A 22,015-nucleotide genomic window follows, 5' to 3' on the forward strand; every position below is an offset into this window, starting at 1 on the left:
TTATAACGGCGCAGCTCCGGGAGCGCACGGCGGGATCGTAGAACCGGTATCCGGACTCGCCGTCCACCGCGGCCGGCCGCAGCAGCCCGAGCTCGTCGTAGAGCCGCAACGCCTTCGGCGACAACCGCGCAGCCCGGGCGAACGCCCCGATCGTCAGCAGCCGCACCACTCCTCCTCGTCCCGGCCACGGTGGCCGGTGCCGACGATGTTGCGGCTTCACCCAAGGGGAAGGTCAACACCTCGCCGTGCTCCCGATTCGGGAAGGCTATCCCCCGCCCGGCCATGGGCGCCCCGACCGCGGGTTTGGACGTGGAATGGTAGTGGGTGCACCATGGTTGCGTGAGCGTCCAGCAAGCCGATCCTCTCGAAGACGTCCTCACCCTCGTCGGCACGACCAGCCACCTGTCCGTCGGGCTGGTGGCCGGGGGCCGGTGGGCGCTGTCGTTCGAGCCGCCGCCGGGGGTCAAGTTCAACGCGGTGCTCCGCGGCCACTGCGTGCTCACCGTCGAGGGTGTGCCGGAGCCGATCGAGCTGGCCGAGGGCGACTGCTTCCTGCTCGTCCAGCCGCGCGCCTTCACCCTGGCCAGCGGGCCGGGAGTGCGGCCGGTCCCGGCCGGCCCGGTCTTCCGGGCGGCGGCGGACGGCGTGGCGCGGACGGGGTCCGGTGAGGACGTGGTCTTCATCGGCGGCCGGTTCGGGTTCGGCGAGCGGGCCCAGGAGCTGCTGCTCGACGCGCTGCCGCCGGTGGTCCACGTGCCCGGCCGCACCGCCGAGGCCACGACCGTGCGCTGGGCACTCGAGCAGATCGCCGCCGAGCTGCGCGAGCGGCCGCTCGCCGCCACCCTGGTCACCGAGCACCTCGCCCTGGTCATGCTGATCCACCTCCTGCGCCTGCACCTGGCCGTCGGCGGGCCGGGTGGCACGTCGGGCTGGCTGGCCGGGCTCGCCGACCCGATCGTGGCGCCGGCTCTGCGGGCCATGCACGCCCGGCCGGCCCATCCCTGGACGGTGTCGGAGCTGGCGGGGGTCGCGGCGGTGTCCCGCTCGACGCTGGCCGCCCGGTTCAAGCAGGTCGTCGGGCGGGGGCCGCTGGAATACCTGACCGGCTGGCGGATCGAGCTGGCCGCCGACCGGCTGCGCCGCGGCGAGGAGACGGTGGAGACGATCGCCCGCCAGGTCGGGTACGCCTCGGTCAGCGCGCTGAGCAACGCGTTCAAGCGGATCACCGGCGTGTCGCCGCGCGACTACCGCCGTTAGGCGTGCCACCGGTCACCGTTCGGGGGTATCGGAACAGCACTCCTTAGATCTATGCTTTACCTACATGTAGAGTAGGTTATTCAGGGAGATCGCCGATGAGCCTCCAGTTCCTCTGGTACATCCCGAACCAGGCGCAACCCGGCCACCGCGGCGACGACGTCGTCGGGGACCACAACAGCCTGGAGACCCTCACCGGCCATGCCAGGGCGCTCGAGGCCCACGGGTGGGGCGGCGCGCTGATCGGCACCGGCTGGGGACGGCCCGACACGTTCACGGTCGCCACCGCGCTGACCGCGCGGACGACGACGTTCCAGCCGCTGATCGCGGTCCGGCCCGGCTACTGGCACCCGGCCAAGTTCGCCTCCGCCGCCGCGACCCTGGACCACATCAGCGGGGGCCGGGTGCTGATCAACGTCGTCTCGGGTAAGGACGACCTGGCGGCGTACGGTGACAGCGAGGGCGACCAGGCGCACCGCTACGCCCGTACCAGGGAGTTCCTGCGCATCGTGCGCCGGCTCTGGACCGAGGAGAGTGTCACCTACCACGGCGAGCACTTCGGCGTCACCGACTCCACCGTGGTGCCGCGCACGGTCGTCCGGGGTGAGCGCAGACACCCCCGCGTCTACTTCGGCGGCGCCTCCGAAGCCGCCGAGCGGGTCGCCGCCGCCGAGGCCGACGTGCAGCTCTTCTGGGGCGAGCCGCTGGACGGCGTCGGCGAGCGCATCGAGCGGCTCAGACGGCTCAGCGCGGAGCTCGGACGCGAGCACCCACCGCTGGAGTACGGGCTGCGCATCACCACGCTGGTACGGGACACCACCGAACAGGCCTGGGCCGACGCCGAGGCCAAGGTCGCGGAGATGGCGAAGGGCGCCATTCCCCGCGACCCGAACCGGCACGCCGCCGTCGGCCAGCGGCGGCTGCTCGACCTGGCGGCGCGCGGCGAGGTGCTCGACGACAACCTCTACACCGCCCCCGGCAAGTACGGTGGCGGCGGCGCGGGCACGACCTGGCTGGTCGGCTCGGCCGAGGACGTGGCGAAGTCGCTGCGCAGGTACCAGGCCCTCGGCGTCACCCACTTCGTCCTCTCCGACACCCCTTACCTGCCCGAGATCAAGCGCCAGGGCGCGCAACTGCTGCCGCTGTTGCGCGACTGACCCCACGGTTTAGGATCATCCGGAACCCTGTTCACGACGATCAACCGGGGGTCGCGGTGCCGGTCGGCGGTTCGCGTTCCAGAGTGGCGGCGTTCTTCGGGGTCCTCGTGCTCGCGGGCGCCCTGACGGTGGCGCTCGTGGTATTCCGTGGCTCCGGGGACGACCGGTTCGTCCGCGCGGCCGGGGCGGTCGAGGCGGTCGCCCGCACGCTGAGCGAGGGCGACCGGCTGGGCCCCCGCACCATCGCGGGGGTGGAGTTCGAGGAGGTCCGCCGGGAGCACGGCGTGGTCTTCTTCCAGCAGGGCGAGTCCACGGACAGCCCGTACGGGTACGCCTGGAGCCCGCAGGGCGATCCGGCCGGGCTCCTGGACGGCGTGGAGCGGTCCGGCGATCCCGTCGACCACTCCTTCGAACACCTGCACGACGCCCTCTACTCCTGGACGGGAAGGCGCTGACGGCCAGCACCGATCGACCCATGCTGAGCAGGATCGGAGAAGCGGAACGCGGCAGCCGCTGCCTAGCGTTGGCCGCATGAACATCGCACTCCAGTACTGCCACATCACTGTCACCGACGTGGACGAGGCGCTTTCCTTCTACCGGGACGCGCTCGGCCTCGAAGTGCGCAACGACGTCCCCTCCGGTGAGTTCCGCTGGGTCACCCTCGGCAGCCCGGGCCTGCCGGTCCCCGAGTTCGTCCTCTCCGAACCGCACGCCGGCCGCTCCCGGGCCGACGGCGACGCCGTCCTGGACCTGCTCGGCAAGGGCGCCCTGCCGATGATCGTCTTCCGCACCGACGACGTCGACGCGACCTTCGAGAAGGTGCGGGCCTCCGGTGCCGAGGTGCTGCAGGAGCCCATCGACCAGCCCTGGGGGCCACGCGACTGCGCGTTCCGTGACCCCGCGGGCAACATGGTGCGCTTCTCGCAGCGGCCGGAGGCGTAACCGCGCGCGGGCGTTCGGCTGCCACCGCCCCGGCCGGTCCCTCGAAGACCGGCCGGACGGCGTCCAGCCCGCAGGGGCCGCACCTCGGTCCCGCGTTCCCGCACGGTGATCGGGTGCGAGTGCTCCCTGGTCTACTCGCCGCGGGGCGGGCCGGCGTACCTGATGTTCGGCCGGGGCGGCGCGGTCATCCCGTGGCCCAGGAAGTAGTCGACGTTGCCGGACTGCAGGTAGCCCTTGAGGGTCAGGCCGTTGCGGTAGGCCGGGTTGTGGGCGAGGGTGTACAGCCGGGTGCCGGTCGGCCGGTCGGTCGTGAAGATGACGAGCTCGTCGTTCTCGGGGCTGGTCAGCACCACCTCCTCGCGCCAGTCGCCGAGGATGTCACCGACCAGGTGCGGGTAGACCATGTTGCCCAGAGCGGTGACCGCGCCGTACTCCGAGGTGGTCACGACGCGGGGCAACGCCCACGGCCGGGCCGGGTCGGCGGGGTCCCACTTCTCGATCCTGGCGTCGCGCCGGTCGGGGAAGGGGTCGGCGTTGAACAGCTCCCGCAGCGGGTCGCCGTCCCACCACACGCCCATGTGCGGCCAGGGCTGCTTGGTGGTGTCGGGTTCGGCCAGCTGATCGGTCGCGGCGTTGTAGAGGCCCGTGGGCCTGCCCTGCTCGTAGTTCACCTCGCCGTTGATCGACCAGACCTCCATGCCCGGGAAGCGGGGGTCGATGTCGGCGACCATGCCCCGGCCCGCGTCGGCGCCGGGTTCCGTGCTGCTGTGCTTCCAGATGATGGCGCCGGTGGCGGCGTCGTAGTAGTAGTCGAGCAGCCCGCCGGGGTGGTCCTGCTGGATGCCGTACCCCTCCAGCCCCTTGCGGCCGGGGTCGATGTCCGCGACGAACCACCTGTCGCCGTGGATCACCCCCTGCGGGGCGAGGCTGTAGCGCAGGGTGCCGTCGCCGTTGAGCAGGAACCCGATCTCGCCGACCTCGTCGCGGCCGTCGCCGTCCACGTCCACGATGCGGGTGTTGTGCCCGTCCGGCAGGTCCTGGTCGCCGCGCAGGAACTTCCACTGCTGGGTGAGCGAGCGGCCGTCGAACTTCCACGCGGTGTACATGAGGTTGAAGTCGCCGTTGCCGATCCGGTTCTTCATGTACGCGACCAGGCTCGGGGTGCGGCCGTCGAGGTGGCCGACGCCGAAGCGGGCGTACATCGGCCCGTCGGTGACGTAGTCGTCGGGCACCGGGGCGGTCGCCTTGGGCGCGCCGGTGCGTCCGTCGAGGATCGCGATGGACTGGCGTACGTCGTCGGTCTCGGTGTGCTTGGTGCCGTCGCCGAAGGTGACGCCGTTCGCGACCCGGACGGCCACCTCAGCCCGGCCGTCGCTGTCGAGGTCGTAGACCGTCACGCCGTCGTTGTGGCCGACGTCGACAGTGGCCGAGCCGCCCTCGATGTTGTTCTGCTGCACGCTGTTGGGGCCCAGGTCCAGCTCCCACAGGAACGTGCCGTCGCTGCGGTAGGCCTCGAGCTTCTGCGGCGCGGTCTGGCGGTCCAGGACGTAGTCGTAGGCGCCGTCGCCGTCGAGGTCACCGACCCAGACGAACTTGATCCGCCCGCCCTCGCGCAGCGGGACGCGTACCACCGGCTCGGTCGCATGGCCCGCCGACAGTGTGAACGGCCGGCTCGGCGGCTGCGTCCGGCGGTCGACCACCGGCCGCACCCGGTAGCGGTTGGACCTGCTCAGGTCGGCCGTGGCGTCGACGTAGTTGGTGCCACCGGTCAACACCTTGCGGTTGAGCTTGCGGTACGGCCCGCCGTCGGTGGACCGCTCGACGTCGAAACCGATGCCCTCGGGATCGAGCCCGAGCAGGCGCCAGCTGACCAGCACCTCCTTCTCCCCCGACCGCACGGCCACCACACCCCGGTCGAGCCGCTCCATGAGCCGCGCGCCCGCTGCCGGGCCCTGTGATGACGCGGATCGCGGCACCGGGGCGGACACCGCCGGCCCCGCGGTCGCCCCGAGCGCCAGGCTGGTCAGGGCGCAGAGCGTCAGCGCCCGCACGCGTCGGTTTCGTGCCGTCATCGATCTCCTCCATGAGCACCGGGGAACGCTCTGCCTCGAATAGTTAAACCGTTTACTAGAGACAGATATCAACATGGGGAGTACTTGCTGTCAATAGCGAGAGCGAAGCTGTGAATACGTTTCCACCTGATGGTCCGCATGCTGTGCTTCCATGAGCGATGAGTTCTGATCACGGAGCCGGTCCAACGTCTCGACGACGGAAAGGAATGGTCAAAGTGGATCTGTACAGCATCATGCCGGTGAGTGACCTGGCCAAGGCGCTGCAGTGGTTCGAGGTGTTCTTCGGGCGCCCGGCGGACGAGGTCATCGGCGAGGAGCACCTGTGGCAGGTCGGTGAGAACGCGTGGGTCGTCGTCGACGCCCGTGATGTACGGGCCTCCCGGGTGGGCGCGGCCATGATCACACTCGGTGTCACCGACCTCGACGACATCCTGGCCCGCCTCGCCGAGCACGGCATCGGCCACGAACCGGTGGAGACCTACAGCAACGGCGTACGCCACGTCGAGGTGCTGGATCCGGACGGGAACAGCCTGTCGCTCGCCGAGGCACCCGACCAGTAGGTCACCGGATCCGCATGGCGTCCGCGTCGATCCGGACCTTGCCCCCGCCGATGGAGGGGAACCCCGGCGGCCGGACCTGACGCCAGTGATCCGTCACGACCAGACCGTCGCGATCGCGCAGATGCCGGGGCAGCGGATCAGGCTTGAGCGCGCCGGGGACGGCCAGGGTGCCGATCGCGAACGGCGCGAGGATGCCCTGGAGCGCGTGGACCCGGTACGAGCCGGGCGCCAGGGAGACGGCGACCGCGTAGTGACCCTGCTCCTTCATCCGGACCGCCGTGAACGACGTCGTCGCGCCGGACGGCGCGGTGAAACTCAGCCCGTACCGGCCGGACCCGGCCTGCACGGGCGGATGGACGTCGTTCTCCAGCACCCACAACCCGAGCGTGTGGCTCACGTGCGGGGTGAACGCGGCGGGCACCGGGTCGAGAAGGGTTACCGCCACCCCGCCGGTCCCGGCCCGCGCGGGACCACCCGCGCCGACGAGCGTCATCACCAGGGCGACAAGGAGCAGCGTTCGCGCTTCGCGTGATCTCATGCCTGTTGTACACCCATGGACACAGAATGGTTTCCGGTGGCCCTGCCCAGCGCGGTGAACGGGGGCTCCCGGCCCTCCAAGCGAGCTCAGCCGCCCCCGAAGACCTGGTCCCCGTCAGAGATGGTGGGATCGCCACTCTCATCCGGCGTCTCGTCGCCGTCGTTCCCGAACGGGTCGTCGTCACCGCTGACGTCACCGTCGTCCGGGCTGCCGCAGGCCGGGTCGGCGGAGCAGGCCGGGTCGCCGCCGACGTCGTCGCCGCCGTCGTCGGAGGGGTCCTGGGTCGGCTTGGGCGTCGGCTTCTGGACCAGGTCGTGCGTGTCACCGCCGAACGCGGGCGCCGGGAACGGCTCGACCGGCTTGTCCGCCATCGCGATCGTCATGAAGTCACGCCAGATCTTGGTGGGGGTACCGGCGCCCTGGATGTTCCCGAGGGAGACCTCCTTCTGCAGGGCATAGCCGTTGGCGTCCTTGATGACCTTCCTGGTCTTCGGGTCGGTCTGCGGGATCTCCTTGTACATCCCGACGGCCGCGGAGAGCTGTGGGGTGTAGCCGGCGAACCACGCCTCCTTGTTCTCGTTGTTGGTGCCGGTCTTGCCGGCGATCGGACGGCCGCCGGGCAGCGAGGTGCCCCTGGCGGTGCCGTACTTGACCACCTGCTGCATCGCGTACGTGGCGTCGGCGGCGGTGTCCGGGCTGATGACCGTCCTGGGCCGGCCGGCCTCCTTCACGACGCTGATCCCCTTGAACGTCTTGACCGAGATGACCACGTGCGCGTCGTGGTGGACGCCGCGGTTGGCGAAGATGCCGTACCCGGCGGCCTGCTCGACCGGGGTGACCAGGCCGGCGCCGATCGACATGCCGTACGCGTGGTCCTTGATGGCCTGCTCCAGGTTCTCCTTGTCGATCCCGGTGCCCTCGGCGATCTTCTCGACCTCCTTGAGGCCGACCTCCTCCGCCATCGTGGCGAACGCCGTGTTCACCGACTCGGCGGTGGCCCGGTCGATCTGCACGGCCGCGCCCACGTCGTGCGAGTTGCCGATCGGCTTGGTGCCCGGCAGCGTGACCGGTCCGTTGCCGGACACGTAACTCTTCAGGCTGTAGCCGCGCTCGAGCCAGGCGGCCAGCACGTACGGCTTGAAAGCCGACGCGGCCTGCTTGTAGGCGTCGAAGGCGTTGTTGTTGAAGCTCTTCAGGTAGTCGCGGCCGCTGTAGAACGCGATCACCTGCCCGTTGCGCGGGTCCACGGCGGCCATGTTCGCGTGGATGTGCTTGTCGTTGACGGCGGCGAGGTTGGTCTCGACCGCCTTCTTCGCGGCCAGCATCAGCTTCCTGTCGAACGTCGTCGTCACCCGGTAGCCGCCGCTGAGCAGGCTCTCCTTGGTGATCCCGCGCTTCTCCAGTTCGCGCTGGACGATGTCGACCATGTAGCCGTTGATGCCCTTGAGGGTCTCCTTCTTCTCCAGCCTGGCGAGCTTGGGGAACTTCGCCGTCTTGGGCAGTTGCCCGTACTTCGCCGGGTCGACGATCGTCAGGCCTTCGACGACGTACGCGAACCGCTCCCGGGTCGGTGCCCAGTTCTTCGCGGCCTCCGCCCGGTCGAACGCGTCCGGGCTCTGGATCCGGCCCGCCAGGTAGGCCCCCTCGGCGGGGGTCAGCTTGTTCACGTCCTTGTCGAAGAAGGCCTGAGCGGCGGCCTGGATGCCGTTCGCGCCCCGGCCGAAGTAGATCGTGTTGAGATAGTTCGCCAGGATCTGGTCCTTCGTCATCTCCTGGCCGGCGCGGATCGCGACGAAGATCTCCTTGACCTTCCGCTGGAGCGTCCGCTCCTGGCTGAGGCCGTCGTAGTAGCCGCGCGCCATCTCCTGCGTGATCGTCGAACCGCCCTGGACCTGCTGGCCGCTCACCGTGCTCCACACCGCTCGCATGATGCCCGACACCGAGATGCCCGGGTCGGTGCGGAACGTACGGTTCTCGGCGGCGATGAAGGCGTCCTGAACGTGCAGCGGGATCTTGGAGATCGGGACGATCTCGCGCTTGGTGCCGAGCCGCGCGATCTCGGTCTTGCCGTCCCGGTAGTAGATGATGCTGCCCTGCTCGACGGCCTGCTGCTGGGTGCCCGAAGGTAACGGGGTGAGGGCGTACGCCACCATGATCATGCCGAAGAGACCCGCCACCAGGACCGTGACGCCGACGACCACGATCTTCCAGCTGGGGATGAACCGCTTCCAGCCGGTCCGCCGGGAGCCGCCACCGCCGTCCCCGTCCGGCCGCCCGCCGCCGGCGCCTTCATCCCCCGCCCCGCCGGTGCCGCCGCCGCTCCTCCGCCGGCTGGGACGCGGCTGCGGGGGCTGGGCCTCCTCGAAGGCCGCCGCGCGGCGCCGCCCTACGCGTGAACTCTCCTCGCGGGAGGAGGCGTGGCCGGGCGTGCCGCCCTGAGACGGGCGATGACGCCTCCCCGGCCGAGCCGATGCGCCGGGCCGCCCCTCGGCGCTCCGGGGACGGCGGGTCGGCTCCGGGTCATGGCTGTTGTTACTCACAGGTCCTTGTTCACTCATCCAGCGACGTCTATCGGCAGTCAGGAAGCACACCCGTTACGGCCACTCCATCCCCCTAACGGCTAGCCAATAGATAGCGGTTAGCTGTCAAGGGTGTCAAACGCCGCACGCCCCGATCGCCCTGGGCGAATCACCCGTGCCGGACGATACTCCACTACCAGATCGCGAGCTTGGTTTTGATCACGAACTTGTCCGCCCACCAGCGCGGCCACCCCGACGTGTGGCTCCCCGATCGGGACGGACTCACACGCCCGCGCGATGGCGGCTCGGGGACACGCCGCGGACCCGTTTGAAGGCCACGCTCAGCGCGAACGCGTTGGCGTAGCCGACATGCCGGGCCACCGAGTCGATCGTGCTCTCGGACGCCCGCAGCAGATCGGCGGCGAGGGCCATCCGCCAGCCGGTGAGGTACGTCATGGGCGGCTCGCCCACGAGGGTGGCGAACCGGCGGGCGAACGCCGCGCGCGAGGCGCCCACCTTCCCGGCGAGCGAGGCCACCGTCCAGGGATGGGCCGGGTCGTCATGGATCAGCCGCAGCGCCGGGCCGATCAGCGGATCGCTCTGCGCCCGGTACCAGCCGGGCGCCTGGGCCTCGGGGCGGGCGAACCAGGCCCGCAGGGTGGCGATCAGCGCCAGGTCCAGGAGCCGGTCGAGGACGACCTGCTGGCCGGGCCCGTCACTGCTGACCTCCTGCGCCAGCAGCTCCATGATCGGGGCCTGCGTGCTCGCCCGCGGCACGAGCACGATGTCCGGCAGGGCGTTCAGGAGCCGCTCGCTGACGTCCCCGCTGACCTGGTAGGTCCCGCTGGCCACGATCGCCGACCCGTCGGGGTTGTGCCCGCTCGTCCGCGGTCCGAGCCGCAGGTCGTCGGTGATGTCGACGTTGTCCATGGTGGTCAGGCGGTTACCCGGGTGGACGATGGTGTCCGGCGCGGTGGCCGGGTCGTCGCCGATGGTGTACGGGTCCGGCCCTTTGATGATGACCACGTCCCCGGTGCGCATCAGCACCGGCTCCCCCTCGTCGGGCACGATCCAGGCGTGCCCGCGCAGCGTGGTGGCCAGGGCGAGCATGGCACCGTCGGCGATGCGCATCGACCAGGGCGGTTCGAGAATCGCCCGGCAGAACGCCGCGCTGCGGGCACGGACGCCGTCGAGAAGGTCCGCGAGCGGGTCCACGACCTCAGTGTAGACAGGCGGAAATGGAAACGAGCGCCCGGAACATGGATCGTCTCCCCGCGGATGCGTTCACTGGGTCGTGACGCACATGAATGATCGGGGAGGCGGCGTGGCAACGATCGTGATGACCGGCGGCACGTCAGGATTCGGCGCGATCGCCGCCGAGCGGCTGACGCGGCAGCCGGGCGGCGCCCGGCTGATCCTGGGTGCGCGCCGACCGGCGACCGCCGGCGAGTCGATCCCGCTCGACCTGACCGAGCTCGACTCGGTACGCGCCTTCGCGGCGGCGGTACGCGAACGGCTGAACGGTACCCCCGTCGACGCGTTGCTGCTCAACGCCGGCCTGATCCTCCCCGGCGTCACCGGCCGGACCGCCGACGGTTTCGAGACGACCTTCGCCGTCAACCACCTTGCGCACTACCTGCTGTTACGCCTGCTGCTGCCGGTCCTGGCGGACGGGGCGACCGTCGTGCTGACCACGAGCGGCACGCACGATCCCGCCACGCACGCCGGGTTGACGCCGCCCCGCCACGCCGACCCGGAGCTGCTGGCGCACCCCGATCGCGACCCCGGTCTCGACCCCCGGCCACGCAAGGCGGGCGAGCACGCGTACACCGCCTCCAAGCTGTGCGCCGTACTCACCGCACGGTCGTTGTCCGAGCACCGCGACGACCGGCCCGAGCGACTCGCCGCGATCGCCTACGATCCGGGGCAGGTCTTCGGGACCGGCTTGGCCAAGAGCCTGCCGTTCCCCCTGCGGACGGCCTGGTCGCTGCTGGGCGCATCGGTGCTGGGGCGGCCGCTGAGCAGGCTCAATCCTCATCTCAACACCCGCGCCGCCGCCGGGAACGCCCTCGCCGACCTGGCTCTCGGCCTCGCCACACCCCCGGACGGGCACACCTACGCCGCCCTGCGCCGGGCCCGGCTCACCTGGCCGGCGCCGTCAAACCTGGCACGCAGCGACGAACTGGCGCAGGCACTGTGGAGCCACAGCGCCCGGCTCGTCGGCCTGCCGCACTGAGCCCACCGCGCCGGCGGACCAGGACCCTCACCTGGCGGAACCGGCCACCGGACCGCTCGCCGGACCGCTCGCCCGGTCCAGCCATTCGGACAGCAGGGCGCGTTCGGGGTCGGTGAGCGTCGGCAGCTTCGGGACGACGGCCCGGAACGCGACCGTCACCGCGTTGGTGTCGTCGGCGGGCAGCGCCGGCACGTCGGTGAGGATCGCCTGCAGCACCGCCTCGTACATCGCGTCGGCGAGGCCGAGGTCCCGATCCTCCGGCGGGGCGGACAGCAGGGTGAGGACGGCGCCGGTGCCGGCGGCGTGGATGAGTTCGACGGCGCGGCCTTCGGCGACCCGCAGCCGGCCCGTTGCCGCGACGCGGTGCACCCGGGCGCGCAGCACCTCCAGCCCGGCGGCCGCCGCCGGTGAAGGCGCCCTCCGGCCGGGGTCGGTGAGCAGGCCGAACAGTGCCGCGTTGGCGAGGCCGAACCCGATGTGCGCCTCCCATCCGGCCCGGAGGTCCGCCACCGGGTCGTCGCTGTCCCCGACGAGCACCTTCTCGCTGACGTAGGTGCTGAAGACGTGCTCGGCGACGGCGTCGAGCAGCGCGTCCTTGTCCTCGAAGAAGCGATAGATGGTCGGCGCCTGCATGCCGGCCGCCTGGGCGACGGCCCGTGTGGTGACCGCGGCCGCGCCCTGCTCGCGCAGGAGCCGCGCCGCGACCTCCACGATGTTCGCCCGCGTCTCCTGCCTGTCCGGCCTGACCTTCACCATGTTTCCGATGATAGGGCATCTGTGATATCCATGTTGCTATCACTGTTGCTAGCAACGTTATTCGTCGGGAAGGACGAGACATGATCGTCATCACGGGCGCTACGGGCCGGCTCGGCTCCCAGATCGTTGATCGGCTGCTCCAGAGGGTCCCGGCCGGGCAGGTCGGCGTCAGCGTTCGCGACACCGATCGCGCCGGCGACCTGGCCGCACGTGGCGTACGCGTGCGGCGCGGCGACTTCACCGACCCGGGCTCCCTCGCCGAGGCGTTCGAGGGCGCCACACAGGTGCTCATCATCTCGACGAGCCAGACGGGCGAGGCGGCTCTCAACCAGCACGTCACGGCGATCGAGGCCGCGCGCGATGCCGGTGCGCGCCGGATTCTCTACACCAGCCACCAGGGCGCCGCCGAGGACTCGCTCTTCGCGCCCATGCCCGACCACGCCACCACCGAGCGCTACCTGGAGAAGACCGGCACGCCGTTCACCGCGTTGCGGAACGGGTTCTACGCCGACACCGTCCGCCTCCTGCTCGGCCAGGCGCTGGAGACGGGTGAACTCGTCGCACCGGCGGACGGCCCCGTGTCGTGGACCGCGCACGCCGACCTCGCCGAAGCGGCGGCGGTCATCCTCGCCGACGAGGGCCGGTTCGACGGCCGGACCCCGCCGCTCACCGCGCCGGTCGCGCTCGACCTCCAGGACGTCGCCCGCATCGTCACCGAACTCACCGGACATACGATCAGCCGCGTCGTCGCGGGCGACGCCGAGTGGGCGGCCACGCTGGTCGGCCGCGGCGTGCCGGAGCAACAGGCCGACCTGCTGCTCGGTATGTTCCGCGCGGCCCGCCGCGGGGAGTTCGCCACCACCGGGCCCGAACTCGAGAGCCTCCTCCGGCGTCCGGCCACGCCGCTCCGTTCGGTCCTGGAGGACGTGACCGGCCGGGGTTAGCCACCTGTCCCCCGCGCGGTCACCGGCCTTCCCCGTTTCGACGGCCTCCCGACGTCGTCACGGGGCACGGGCCCGGTACGGCATGTCTTATCCCATCAGCGTGGCTTCTTGCAGAGCCAGAGATATCCCACCACGGCACCGATGAGGGCCGGGATGATCGCCCACCCCACGATGGAAAGCGCCCATGCCAGCACAGAGTGCTTGGCATTCGACGGAGAGCGGAACCCCATGAGGATCTCGTAGGCCTCCACCCAGCCGATCACCAGACCGGTTGCCACGAAGAGCACAGCGACGGCGATGAGGAGCCACTTGGCCTCGCGCCAGAGCCACCTGCTGAGGTTGACCAGCCCACCCCACCGCCACGCCCAGCGCTGACGAGGCGACTTTCGCTGGTCGCGGGGATCCGATGAGGACGACGATGGCTGCGTCATATACGGAAAGTAACCGCTTCGTCGCGCATGTCCAAGGAGCCCGACTGGGGCTTTTCCAAGACAAGAAACTGGCGTCGTCGAGTACGGCGATCCGGCTCCGCCGCACCGGCCTGTTTACTCCCCATTGCGCAGACCGATGCCCTATCTTGGCCGATCATCGACTTTGAGCTTGTCCCCCGTGTCGGAGATGAAAATGACCAGAAGTTTCGCCGATTTCGTCCGGCTGGTGTTCTCCGCGAGCACATGGTGGGCACCCGGCGGCTCGACCCAGCTCTCGCCCTGACGGTAAGTACGCACCGGCTCGCCGCCGAGCTGGCTGCGCACGGTGCCCTCAAGCACATAGGCGTACACGAAGGCGTTGCCGTGCCGGTGCGACACCGCCCGCGCGGTGGGCGGGAAGTCCGCGATCGCCGAGGTGAACGTCTTGCCCTGGACATTCGGCAGCGCCTTTTCCAGCAGCGGCGACAGCGTCTCGGACGGTGGCTGCGTGATCGTGACAGCAACCGGCGCGGTGCCACCGACCGGCACCCTGCCGCCCGCGCGCTCGGCCGTGGGAGCGCATGCGGCGACCGAAGCCGCCATACCGGCAGCCAGAAATCCTCGGACGAACCGAACTCGGACCATGACGGCCCTCCTGTCCTGCCGAAGCATTTCCGAGTACGCTGTCCAGGCATTTCGACGGCTAACCAAGGGCCGATTCAAGCCCTGGCGAGGATTCGCCCATGCACACCCGATCGAGCCGCCCGACGGCCGGCATTTCCCGCCGCATAGACTGAAATCCGTGACTGAGCAGCGCGTCAATATCGGTAAACAGCACCCGGCCGGCTACAAAGCTCTCATCGCCTTGTCGGCGGCGGCGGAGGAAAGCGCCGCGGCGGCGGGTCTCGACCCGCTCCTGATCGAGCTGGTGAAGATCCGCACCTCCCAGATCAACGGCTGCGCGTTCTGTCTGCGGACACACACCCGCGACGCGCTCAGGAAGGGCGAGAGCACGGACCGCCTCGCGGTCCTGCCCGCATGGGCGGAGACCGGCTACTTCTCCGAGACCGAGCGGGCGGCCCTGCACCTGACGGAGGCGATCACGCGGGTGTCGGACGGTCAGGTGAGCGACGCGGACTACGCGGCGGCCGCCGCGGTGCTGTCCGAGGAGCAAGTCTCCGCCGTCGCCTGGCTGTCCACAGTGATGAACGCCTTCAACCGGGTGGCGATCACGAGCCGATACACCGTCGCCGGGAACTGATCCGCCACGGGGGTGGACCGATTCATGCGCCGGAGCGAACGGCCACCGCCCCATGTTGCCACGCGGCCGCCTATTCGCCCTCGGTGACCCGGATGATCGTCTTGCCGGGAGTGAGTTGCGCGGGCGCGAACGCGGCGGGCGCCTCGGCGAGCGTACGCACGGCCCCGACGATCAGGCGGAGCCGTCCGTCCCGGAGCCGCCGGGCCAGGTCCGCGAGCCGGGCGCGATCGGGTTCGACGACGAAGAAGATCGCCCGGCCGTTCCGGGGCAGGACCGTCGGCGGCACGGCGATGGTGACGAGTGTGCCGCCGGAGCGCACCAGCGCGGCCGAACGGTCCAGGATGTCGCCGCCGATCACGTCGAGCACCAGATCGACCTCTCCGACGTCCTCCAGGCGATCGGCCTCCAGATCCAGGAAGACATCCGCGCCCAGACCGAGGGCCGTGTCCCTGGCGGCGGCCCTGCCGGTGCCGATCACCCGGGCTCCCGCCTCGCGCGCGAGCTGCACCGCGACGGAGCCGACGCCGCCCGCGGCGCCGTGGATCAGAACGGTCTGGCCGGCGGCGAGACGGCCGTGGTCGAACAGGGCCTGCCATGCGGTCAGCCCCGAGATCGGCAGTGCGGCGGCCATGGTGTGACTGATGCCGGCCGGCAGCGGCGCGAGGTTGCGCGCCTCCACCGCCACGTACTCGGCCAGCGAACCGTTGCGGGTCCAGTCGGTCAGCCCGAACACCCGCTGCCCCACGCTCAGACCGGTGGTTCCGTACCCCAGCTCCACCACGATCCCGGACACCTCATGCCCGGGCACACTCGGCGTCCGGTCGTGGCCCGCGCGGTCCGACCACGTTCCCGGCCAGTCGAGCTCTCCCCGGGTGAACCCCGCGGCATGCACCCGCACGACGACGTCGTTCTCGGCGACGTGCGGGTACGGCTCCTCGGTCAGGGAGAGGCCGGCCAGACCGGCGGCGCGGTCTCGGACGGTGATGGCTTGCATGACAGGTCCCTCGCCAACGATGTGAGATGTCGAGCAGGACGAACGTACCCAGCTGAGCCGGGATTCGATCGCCCTGCGCTCACGGCTCGGCGATGCCCTCCGGCATCGTGGAAGACCTCGCTCACCTCGATGCCACGGCCGACGAAGCTCAGCGCGGGCCGCCTCGACGTCGGAGACGATGAGGTAGAGGCCCTGGACGGAGCCGGGCACGGCGGAGGTGATCCCCGTGCCGAAAATGATCGAGCACTCGGAGCCGGGCGGCGTGAGGTGCACCGCGCGCCAGTCCTCGTTGACGGCTTTGTCGAGGTCCAGCCGGAATCCCGCCGCCTCGTAGAAGGCCTTGGCCCGGTCGACGTCGGACACGGGCAACACGATGAGTTCGAGTTTCAGATCCATCTTGGTTCATCCTTCTTGACGTCGGTGAAGCACACGTCGTGCGACACCGGTTCTCTCTTGGTCCGCAGCGAGCCATGGTCCCGCCCGGGTCGATCGAAAAATCTGGATCGTCCTTCCCGGTCCCGCCAGACGCGAGCCGGGCGCTCGCCGCCGTGTTCACCCAGGTGGCGAGGCCAGGACGTGGGTATGTCAGCTACCGGGAGGGATCGAGCGATGGCTGCCAGCGACCTTGTCCTCGTCGCCGGGGCCGGTGGCGTGGGCCGCAGGGTCCTCGACCGGCTGCGCGCGCAGGACGTGCCGGTGCGCGCGATGGTCCGCCGCGACGATGATCGTGCCGCCGAGTTGCGTGCGCGCGGCGCGGAGGTGGTCCTCGGCGACCTGACCCGGCCCGAGAGCGTCGCGGCCGCGCTGGAGGGGGCCGGCCGGATGTACTTCGCGATGCCCGTGTCGCCCGACCATCTGCTGGCGGCGACTGTGGTGGCCACCGTGGCGAAGGAGCACGGGGAGCTGGCGGGCCTGGTGGACATGTCGCAGATGACGGTGTCGCAGATGACCGCCACCAGCACCGCGGAGTCTCATCAGCAGCGGCTGCACTGGCTGGCGGAGCAGGTGTTCGACTGGTCGGGCCTGCCGGTGGTGCACATCCGGCCGACGTCGTTCCTGGACAATCCGCTGTTCACCACGCTGGCGGCGCGCTCGATCCGGGAGAACGGCACGATCGCGCTGCCGTTCGGCACCGGGCGGACGTCGCCGATCGCCGCGGACGACGTCGCCCGGGTGGTCGCCACCGTGCTGCGCGACCCCGCTCCGCACGTCGGGCACGTCTATGAGCTGACCGGGCCGCGCACGGTCGACATGACGGAGCTGGCCGAGGAGTTCTCCCGGGCGCTGGGGCGTCCGGTGTCCTATCTGGCCGTACCGCCGGACCGGTGGCGGGCCGAGGTGCTCGCGAAGGCGGGCCTGCCGCCGCACACCATGGAGCACCTCGCCACCATGGCCCGCTTGCACCGCGAGAACCGCTACGACCGCGCGTCCGACGACGTCGAAAGGGTGACCGGCGTGCCTGCCCGGACGATCGAGGCGTTCGTGGCCGCTCGCAGGGACTTCTACCTGGGCTGAGCCACCTCACGGCAGGACCCGGCGCCGCCCGGGATGCCGTCTTCCGCTTGAGCCGGCTGCCGGCCCGGGCGTCGCGGATGCATTCACTCACTTGATCGAGTCAATTCCACCCCACTATGTCCGATCTTGACCTAGTCTTTTGCAACCTATGAACTATGTTGCAAATAGCAGACGCGCGGCGCTGGCGGCCGCAGGCGTGGCGCTCACGGTGGCCACGGCCTCCCAGGTGTTCGTCCTCACCGACGCGGCCACGGCGGCGACGACCCCCCTCAGCCAGGCCCAGCAGGTCGTCCCCGCGCAGGCCGCGGCAGGCGTCCAGAGCCGGGTGGCCGCCGCGAACAAGGCGCTGGCCACCGCGAACCGCATCTACAAGACCGGCCGCCTGGCCAACGTGGCCTGCTCGCCCGGCTCGCTGCCGTCCGGGAGCACCAACGCGTACCGTCGCTTTCTGACGCGCGTGACCGACTGCCTGAACAGGGCGTGGGGCGCGCAGTTCCGCAAGGCGAAGATGCCGTTCGCCAAGCCGCGGCTGCGCATCATCACCAGCAAGGTCAACACGCCCTGCGGCAGGTGGAACACCGGCGCCCAGGGCGTCTACTGCTCCGCCAACCGCACGATGTACATGTTGATCAGCAAGGAGCAGCTCCGCCAGCCGTTCCCGCTGGCGATCACGCGGCTCGTGGCGCACGAGTACGGCCACCACGTGCAGCAGATCTCGAAGATCTGGACCTACTACTGGCAGGCCCGTTCCGCCGCCGGCAGGGCCCAGAGCCTGCAGCTCTCCCGCAACTCCGAACTCCAGGCCGAATGCTTCTCCGCCGTGTTCATGTCAACGCTGCGCGGCGGGTCGCTGTTCACCGAGGAGGAGTGGGACTACACGGTCGACTGGTTCCGGAAGAACGGCGCCAAGGCCTGGCCGCAGAACGACCACGGCAAGGGGCCCACGCAGGCGGCCTGGATGACGCGCGGCTACAACAGCGGCGCTCCGGGATCGTGCAACACCTGGGCGGCGTCCCCTCGGACCACCACGTGACCTCCCGCGTACCCCGGTAGTTCCGCCCCACGGAACGAGGGCCGGGCCCTCGTTCCGTGGAAACTACCGCCCTGGTGACGGTCAAGGCCCCGGCTTCGGCCGGCTCGCCACCCCGGCGCCGGGTACGAGTGCCGACGGCCAGGTGACGCACGCGCCCCCCTACCGCGAGGGCACCTTCCGGCTGAGCTCCGAACAGGCGTCCGGCCGGTTCATCGTCCACAACTACGGAGGTCGCGGCGCTCGGCGCCGGCGGCCAGTGGGCCGTGTCCGTCGTCGAGACCGCCATGAACCAGCAGGAGCTCAGGCGATCATCAAGCCCTCCTGCACGACCTTCAAGAACAGCATCGGCAAGGGCTTCGGCGTCTCCGAGCGGCCCGACTACTGCCCCGAGCCCGCCTGTGGCCGGGCCGCCGGAGCCGGACGTGCCGGAACCCGGGACGCCGCGCCGATTCCCGACTGTCCTTCGGACGTCACTAGGGATATCCCTGGGGCGGCCCCTGATCCCTGGATGCCGGCCGGACACCTAGGCTCTGATGAGATCGCGCGGTCAGGCCCGAATTTCTCGTGCCGTCAGTACCGCCGGTCATGGAGGGTCCGATGGCAATCGACGCCGCGCTCTATTCGCGTTCCAAGACCTATTTCTTCGACGGGACCCACTACATTCGGGTGACCCGCGGGAACACCGGCGCGGGAAAGGTCGATCCCGGTTACCCGGCACCCATCTCCAACTGGGGATGGCCCGCCGGATTCGGCGCCAACGGCATCGACGCGGCACTCTTCTCCGGAACCAAGTGCTACTTCTTCAAGGGCAACCGGTACGTACGCGTCACCCGCGGCGACACCGGCGCCGGAACAGTCGACCCCGGCTACCCCGCGTCCATCTCCAACTGGGGATGGCCCTCCGGGTTCGGCATCAACTGAGTCCTTCCCGTCGGCCGGTCGCACCCGCGACCGGCCGACCCCCGGACCGGCACGGCGATCAGTCCGTGACGGCCACCATGGCGATCGACACGAGAATTCCCGGCCGGTCGACGCCCAGCTTGCTCACGCAGCGCGGCGGCCGCACGTCCGGGAAGAACTCGTCGAAGACCTCGTTGACGCCGTCGGCGTCCTGGGGCCGCAGGAGCAGGGTGTGGACCATGACGGCGTCGGCCAGCCGCGCACCGCCGGCGCGCAGGATCGCCTGGCAGTTGCGTAACGACTGGCGGGTCTGCTCCTGGATCGTGTTCCCCGCCAGCTCGCCGGTCGCCACGTCGACGCCGATCGTCCCGGCGACGTAGATCGTGTTGCCCGCCTTCACCGCCTGGCTGTACGTGGGGTATTCGGGCGCCTCTGGCGTGGAGATGACTTCTCGGGGCATCGGATGCGCTCCTGTCTGCAGGATGTCCGCTCGACTGTGCTGAAGCGCTCCCCTGGTCCGGCCCGAGGCGCGCGCGCTCCTGGCCGGTCAGTCGACGTCGAGGAGGTTCAGCCGGGCCGTGACCGCGTCGCCGTCCCGGGTGAGGTCGGCCCCCAGCGTGGTGAGCAGTCGCTGAGCAGCCGTGTTGCCGGCGGTGGTGCTCGCCACCAGACGCCGGGCGCCGCCGGCTCGGGCGAGGTCGAGGAGTTGCCTGAGAACGGCACCACCGACTCCGCTGCCACGGTGTGTGCGTCCGATCCAGACACCGGTTTCGACCGCTCGTCCGGCGTCCTCGAGGGGCAACAGCCGAGCGGCCCCGACCACTTTCTCCTTGACGAGGATGGCATAGGTGGCCCCCACCGGCTTGGCCGCCAGCGATCTCGACCGGTGGAACCGCACGAATGTCTCCCGCCGCTCGGCCGTCCACCCCGCAGGTCCCTCTACCGGGGGCATCACCTCGAGCGGGTCCGCGTCGGCGACCGCGGCATCAAGCAGCCCACGCAGCAGATTCTCGTCGAGTGGCCGCAACGTGACGTCCGAACGCATACGAGCCTCCCCTCTTTCGGGACTGCCGATCGGGACGGGCGAGCGCCCGCCGGATCACCGGCGGGGCGCTGCATGTCGGAATGCCTTTACCCCGGTGTGCCTAGAACACGTCCTTGTAGCTGCCGCATCCGCTGTTCCGGGTGTTCCCCTCGCACACGCGAATCTTGAGATCACGCTTGAAGCGGATCTCCCCGAAGTGACGACGGCGGTCGTCGGACCGGTACACGTCCCTGTGGAAGCCACTGCTGTCGTAGTACTTGAACCAGACGTAGCTGTAGTCGCCGTCGCCGTTGTGCCGGTCGCCCAGGTCCCCGGAGAAGTAGTAGTTGCCGCCGCGCTTTTGCCAGTACCCCCTGAAGTACGACTCCTTGGCCAGGCTCTCGGTGCCGTTGGAGTAGATGGGGCCGAAATTGTGCTTCGGACCGGCCTGGACGGCCTTCGACTGGGTGGTGGTCGCGGTGTCGGCCTGGGCCGCGGGCGCCGCCCCGGCACCTGCGAGCAGCGCCCCGGCCACTGCGGTGCCGGCGAGAAGGTTGCGAATACGAATGGTGTCCTCGTTCCCCTTACCAGACTGGGGGCTGCTCGGATGAGGCCCCTTTGTCGTCCGGTATCGCTGACATTAGGGAAATTTCCCCCGGCCTTCTGCGCACTAATTCACAAAGCAGACAATTATCCAAAATCAACTCCCAGCGCACGGTGCCGCCGGATCGCCGCGTACGACAGGAGGCCGGCTTCCGTCGTAGGCTGCATCTCGCACGTCATGGACAGGAGGCTGAGGTGGCCGAGACCACGTTGACCGGGACGACGGTGGCCGAGGTGATGGCCGAGCTGGCCGGACTCGAGGACCCGAAGATGCGCGAGGTGAACGAGAGACACGGTGACGATCACGGCGTGAACCTCGGCAAGCTGCGCGCGCTCGCGAAGCGGCTGAAGACGCAGCAGGAGCTCGCGTACCGGCTCTGGGAGACCGATGACACCGCGGCGAGACTGCTGGCGCTCCTGATCTGCCGCCCGAAGGCCTTCGCGCGCGACGAGCTGGACGCCATGGTGCGCGCGGCGCGCGCGCCCAAGGTGCACGACTGGCTCGTGAACTACGTGGTGAAGAAGAATCCGCACGCCGAAGAGCTGCGCCTGGCCTGGTTCGCCGATCCGGATCCGGTGGTCGCGAGTGCCGGCTGGGCGCTGACCACCGAACGCGTGGCGAAGAAGCCCGAGGGCCTCGACCTCGCAGGGCTGCTCGACGTCATCGAGGCGGAGATGAAGGACGCCCCGGATCGCCTCCAGTGGGCGATGAACCACTGCCTGGCCCAGATCGGGATCGAGCACGCCGAGCACCGCGCCCGCGCCCTCGCCATCGGCGAGCGCCTGGAGGTGCTGAAGGACTACCCGACTTCCCCGGGCTGCACCTCTCCGTTCGCGCCCATCTGGATCAACGAGATGGTGGGCCGGAAACAGGCTTAGAGGTCTCAGCGGGTGCGCCGGGAGAAGTGGCGGGTCCCCCGCCTGCCCGGTGACGGGCGCACGTGTCCTCCGGGGCGGGAGGAGCCACAGCAGGGCGGTTCCGATCAGCAACATCCCGTGTCGAGAGCGGCGGCGGACGGGGCGATCAGCGTGGTGACGCGTACGGCGGGGTGACGGCGGCGCCCGGACCGACCGCCGCCAGGGCCGGCACCCCATCACAAAGCCCGACGCTCTCGCGCTGGAGGTCGCCGTCCACGGCGCGCCCGCACCCGCGGAGAACTCGTGGGTAGCGGTCACCGGCACTGGGTACCCGATGACCATGTGGTCCCGGCTGTGACCGCCACCAGCGTGACCGGCATCGAGCAACCGGCAGGGCCGTACGAGTGAACGACGGCCGGCCGCCGCGGGAGCGGCCGTG

The 22,015-nt window shown here is 70.2% G+C and carries 23 protein-coding genes and 1 pseudogene; 12 read left to right on the forward strand and 12 right to left on the reverse strand.

Annotated elements, in window-relative coordinates:
• Positions 1-40: 40 nt before the first annotated feature.
• Positions 41-220 (reverse strand): annotated as a pseudogene (locus tag AB0J69_RS17705) (MerR family DNA-binding transcriptional regulator); the annotation flags it as partial.
• 119 nt (positions 221-339) lie between these two features.
• Between AB0J69_RS17705 and AB0J69_RS17710 the strand changes: the two are divergent.
• The 4 genes from AB0J69_RS17710 (at position 340) to AB0J69_RS17725 (ending at position 3,353) form a co-directional block, all read left to right on the forward strand.
• Positions 340-1,257, forward strand: a complete 918-nt coding sequence (locus tag AB0J69_RS17710) for an AraC family transcriptional regulator (protein ID WP_364118058.1) — start codon at positions 340-342, stop codon at positions 1,255-1,257.
• 95 nt (positions 1,258-1,352) lie between these two features.
• Positions 1,353-2,411: an LLM class flavin-dependent oxidoreductase gene (locus AB0J69_RS17715; protein WP_364118059.1), complete on the forward strand. Its 1,059-nt coding sequence runs from the start codon at positions 1,353-1,355 to the stop codon at positions 2,409-2,411.
• Positions 2,412-2,494: 83 nt separating this feature from the next.
• Positions 2,495-2,866, forward strand: a complete 372-nt coding sequence (locus tag AB0J69_RS17720; RefSeq protein ID WP_364118061.1) for a hypothetical protein — start codon at positions 2,495-2,497, stop codon at positions 2,864-2,866.
• 76 nt (positions 2,867-2,942) lie between these two features.
• Entirely contained in the window at positions 2,943-3,353 is a 411-nt protein-coding gene (locus AB0J69_RS17725) for a VOC family protein (RefSeq protein ID WP_364118063.1), read from the forward strand.
• A 131-nt stretch (positions 3,354-3,484) separates the two neighbouring features.
• Here the strand turns inward: AB0J69_RS17725 and AB0J69_RS17730 are convergent, their stop codons facing one another.
• The gene (locus AB0J69_RS17730; RefSeq protein WP_364118065.1) at positions 3,485-5,425 is read right to left on the reverse strand and encodes a hypothetical protein; all 1,941 of its coding nucleotides are present in this window, start codon (positions 5,423-5,425) and stop codon (positions 3,485-3,487) included.
• A 215-nt stretch (positions 5,426-5,640) separates the two neighbouring features.
• Here AB0J69_RS17730 and AB0J69_RS17735 point away from each other — a divergent pair, with 215 nt between their 5' ends.
• Positions 5,641-5,985, forward strand: a complete 345-nt coding sequence (locus AB0J69_RS17735; RefSeq protein ID WP_364118066.1) for a VOC family protein — start codon at positions 5,641-5,643, stop codon at positions 5,983-5,985.
• Between the two features lies 1 nt (position 5,986).
• On the opposite strand, the gene AB0J69_RS17740 is transcribed toward AB0J69_RS17735, so the two are convergent.
• From AB0J69_RS17740 to AB0J69_RS17750, 3 genes are all read right to left on the reverse strand, one after another.
• Positions 5,987-6,523 (reverse strand): hypothetical protein, encoded by a 537-nt coding sequence (locus tag AB0J69_RS17740; RefSeq protein ID WP_364118068.1) that lies wholly within the window; start codon positions 6,521-6,523, stop codon positions 5,987-5,989.
• Between the two features lie 86 nt (positions 6,524-6,609).
• The gene (locus AB0J69_RS17745) at positions 6,610-9,063 is read right to left on the reverse strand and encodes a transglycosylase domain-containing protein (RefSeq protein ID WP_364118070.1); all 2,454 of its coding nucleotides are present in this window, start codon (positions 9,061-9,063) and stop codon (positions 6,610-6,612) included.
• A 261-nt stretch (positions 9,064-9,324) separates the two neighbouring features.
• Positions 9,325-10,257 carry an AraC family transcriptional regulator gene (locus AB0J69_RS17750; RefSeq protein ID WP_364118072.1) on the reverse strand — a complete coding sequence of 311 codons (933 nt, stop codon included), beginning with the start codon at positions 10,255-10,257 and terminating at the stop codon, positions 9,325-9,327.
• 109 nt (positions 10,258-10,366) lie between these two features.
• Here AB0J69_RS17750 and AB0J69_RS17755 point away from each other — a divergent pair, with 109 nt between their 5' ends.
• Positions 10,367-11,278, forward strand: coding sequence for an SDR family NAD(P)-dependent oxidoreductase (locus AB0J69_RS17755; protein WP_364118074.1), 912 nt, complete (start codon positions 10,367-10,369; stop codon positions 11,276-11,278).
• A 27-nt stretch (positions 11,279-11,305) separates the two neighbouring features.
• Here the strand turns inward: AB0J69_RS17755 and AB0J69_RS17760 are convergent, their stop codons facing one another.
• Positions 11,306-12,034 (reverse strand): TetR/AcrR family transcriptional regulator, encoded by a 729-nt coding sequence (locus AB0J69_RS17760; RefSeq protein ID WP_364118076.1) that lies wholly within the window; start codon positions 12,032-12,034, stop codon positions 11,306-11,308.
• A gap of 80 nt (positions 12,035-12,114) precedes the next feature.
• Between AB0J69_RS17760 and AB0J69_RS17765 the strand changes: the two genes are divergently transcribed.
• Entirely contained in the window at positions 12,115-12,978 is an 864-nt protein-coding gene (locus tag AB0J69_RS17765; RefSeq protein ID WP_364118078.1) for an NAD(P)H-binding protein, read from the forward strand.
• A 95-nt stretch (positions 12,979-13,073) separates the two neighbouring features.
• On the opposite strand, the gene AB0J69_RS17770 is transcribed toward AB0J69_RS17765, so the two are convergent.
• Both AB0J69_RS17770 and AB0J69_RS17775 read right to left on the reverse strand, forming a co-directional pair.
• Positions 13,074-13,409 (reverse strand): DUF6313 family protein, encoded by a 336-nt coding sequence (locus AB0J69_RS17770; protein WP_364118080.1) that lies wholly within the window; start codon positions 13,407-13,409, stop codon positions 13,074-13,076.
• Positions 13,410-13,550: 141 nt separating this feature from the next.
• Positions 13,551-13,991 (reverse strand): cupin domain-containing protein, encoded by a 441-nt coding sequence (locus AB0J69_RS17775; RefSeq protein ID WP_364118081.1) that lies wholly within the window; start codon positions 13,989-13,991, stop codon positions 13,551-13,553.
• A 199-nt stretch (positions 13,992-14,190) separates the two neighbouring features.
• Here AB0J69_RS17775 and AB0J69_RS17780 point away from each other — a divergent pair, with 199 nt between their 5' ends.
• Positions 14,191-14,649, forward strand: coding sequence for a carboxymuconolactone decarboxylase family protein (locus AB0J69_RS17780; RefSeq protein WP_364118083.1), 459 nt, complete (start codon positions 14,191-14,193; stop codon positions 14,647-14,649).
• A 70-nt stretch (positions 14,650-14,719) separates the two neighbouring features.
• On the opposite strand, the gene AB0J69_RS17785 is transcribed toward AB0J69_RS17780, so the two are convergent.
• Positions 14,720-16,039 carry a zinc-binding dehydrogenase gene (locus tag AB0J69_RS17785; protein ID WP_364118085.1) on the reverse strand — a complete coding sequence of 440 codons (1,320 nt, stop codon included), beginning with the start codon at positions 16,037-16,039 and terminating at the stop codon, positions 14,720-14,722.
• A 213-nt stretch (positions 16,040-16,252) separates the two neighbouring features.
• Here AB0J69_RS17785 and AB0J69_RS17790 point away from each other — a divergent pair, with 213 nt between their 5' ends.
• The 3 genes from AB0J69_RS17790 (at position 16,253) to AB0J69_RS17800 (ending at position 19,112) form a co-directional block, all read left to right on the forward strand.
• The gene (locus tag AB0J69_RS17790) at positions 16,253-17,158 is read left to right on the forward strand and encodes an NmrA family NAD(P)-binding protein (RefSeq protein ID WP_364118087.1); all 906 of its coding nucleotides are present in this window, start codon (positions 16,253-16,255) and stop codon (positions 17,156-17,158) included.
• Between the two features lie 148 nt (positions 17,159-17,306).
• Positions 17,307-18,191: a neutral zinc metallopeptidase gene (locus AB0J69_RS17795; RefSeq protein WP_364118088.1), complete on the forward strand. Its 885-nt coding sequence runs from the start codon at positions 17,307-17,309 to the stop codon at positions 18,189-18,191.
• 597 nt (positions 18,192-18,788) lie between these two features.
• Positions 18,789-19,112 carry a hemopexin repeat-containing protein gene (locus AB0J69_RS17800; RefSeq protein ID WP_364118090.1) on the forward strand — a complete coding sequence of 108 codons (324 nt, stop codon included), beginning with the start codon at positions 18,789-18,791 and terminating at the stop codon, positions 19,110-19,112.
• 58 nt (positions 19,113-19,170) lie between these two features.
• Here the strand turns inward: AB0J69_RS17800 and AB0J69_RS17805 are convergent, their stop codons facing one another.
• From AB0J69_RS17805 to AB0J69_RS17815, 3 genes are all read right to left on the reverse strand, one after another.
• Positions 19,171-19,551: a RidA family protein gene (locus tag AB0J69_RS17805; RefSeq protein ID WP_364118092.1), complete on the reverse strand. Its 381-nt coding sequence runs from the start codon at positions 19,549-19,551 to the stop codon at positions 19,171-19,173.
• A gap of 87 nt (positions 19,552-19,638) precedes the next feature.
• Positions 19,639-20,136, reverse strand: a complete 498-nt coding sequence (locus AB0J69_RS17810; RefSeq protein WP_364118094.1) for a GNAT family N-acetyltransferase — start codon at positions 20,134-20,136, stop codon at positions 19,639-19,641.
• Positions 20,137-20,236: 100 nt separating this feature from the next.
• Positions 20,237-20,650 (reverse strand): hypothetical protein, encoded by a 414-nt coding sequence (locus AB0J69_RS17815; RefSeq protein WP_364118096.1) that lies wholly within the window; start codon positions 20,648-20,650, stop codon positions 20,237-20,239.
• Positions 20,651-20,955: 305 nt separating this feature from the next.
• Here AB0J69_RS17815 and AB0J69_RS17820 point away from each other — a divergent pair, with 305 nt between their 5' ends.
• Positions 20,956-21,597 (forward strand): DNA alkylation repair protein, encoded by a 642-nt coding sequence (locus AB0J69_RS17820; protein WP_364118366.1) that lies wholly within the window; start codon positions 20,956-20,958, stop codon positions 21,595-21,597.
• Positions 21,598-22,015 lie beyond the last annotated feature (418 nt).

Origin of the sequence: Nonomuraea sp. NPDC049709 (genome assembly GCF_040674815.1) — a bacterium.
Classification (GTDB): domain Bacteria; phylum Actinomycetota; class Actinomycetes; order Streptosporangiales; family Streptosporangiaceae; genus Nonomuraea.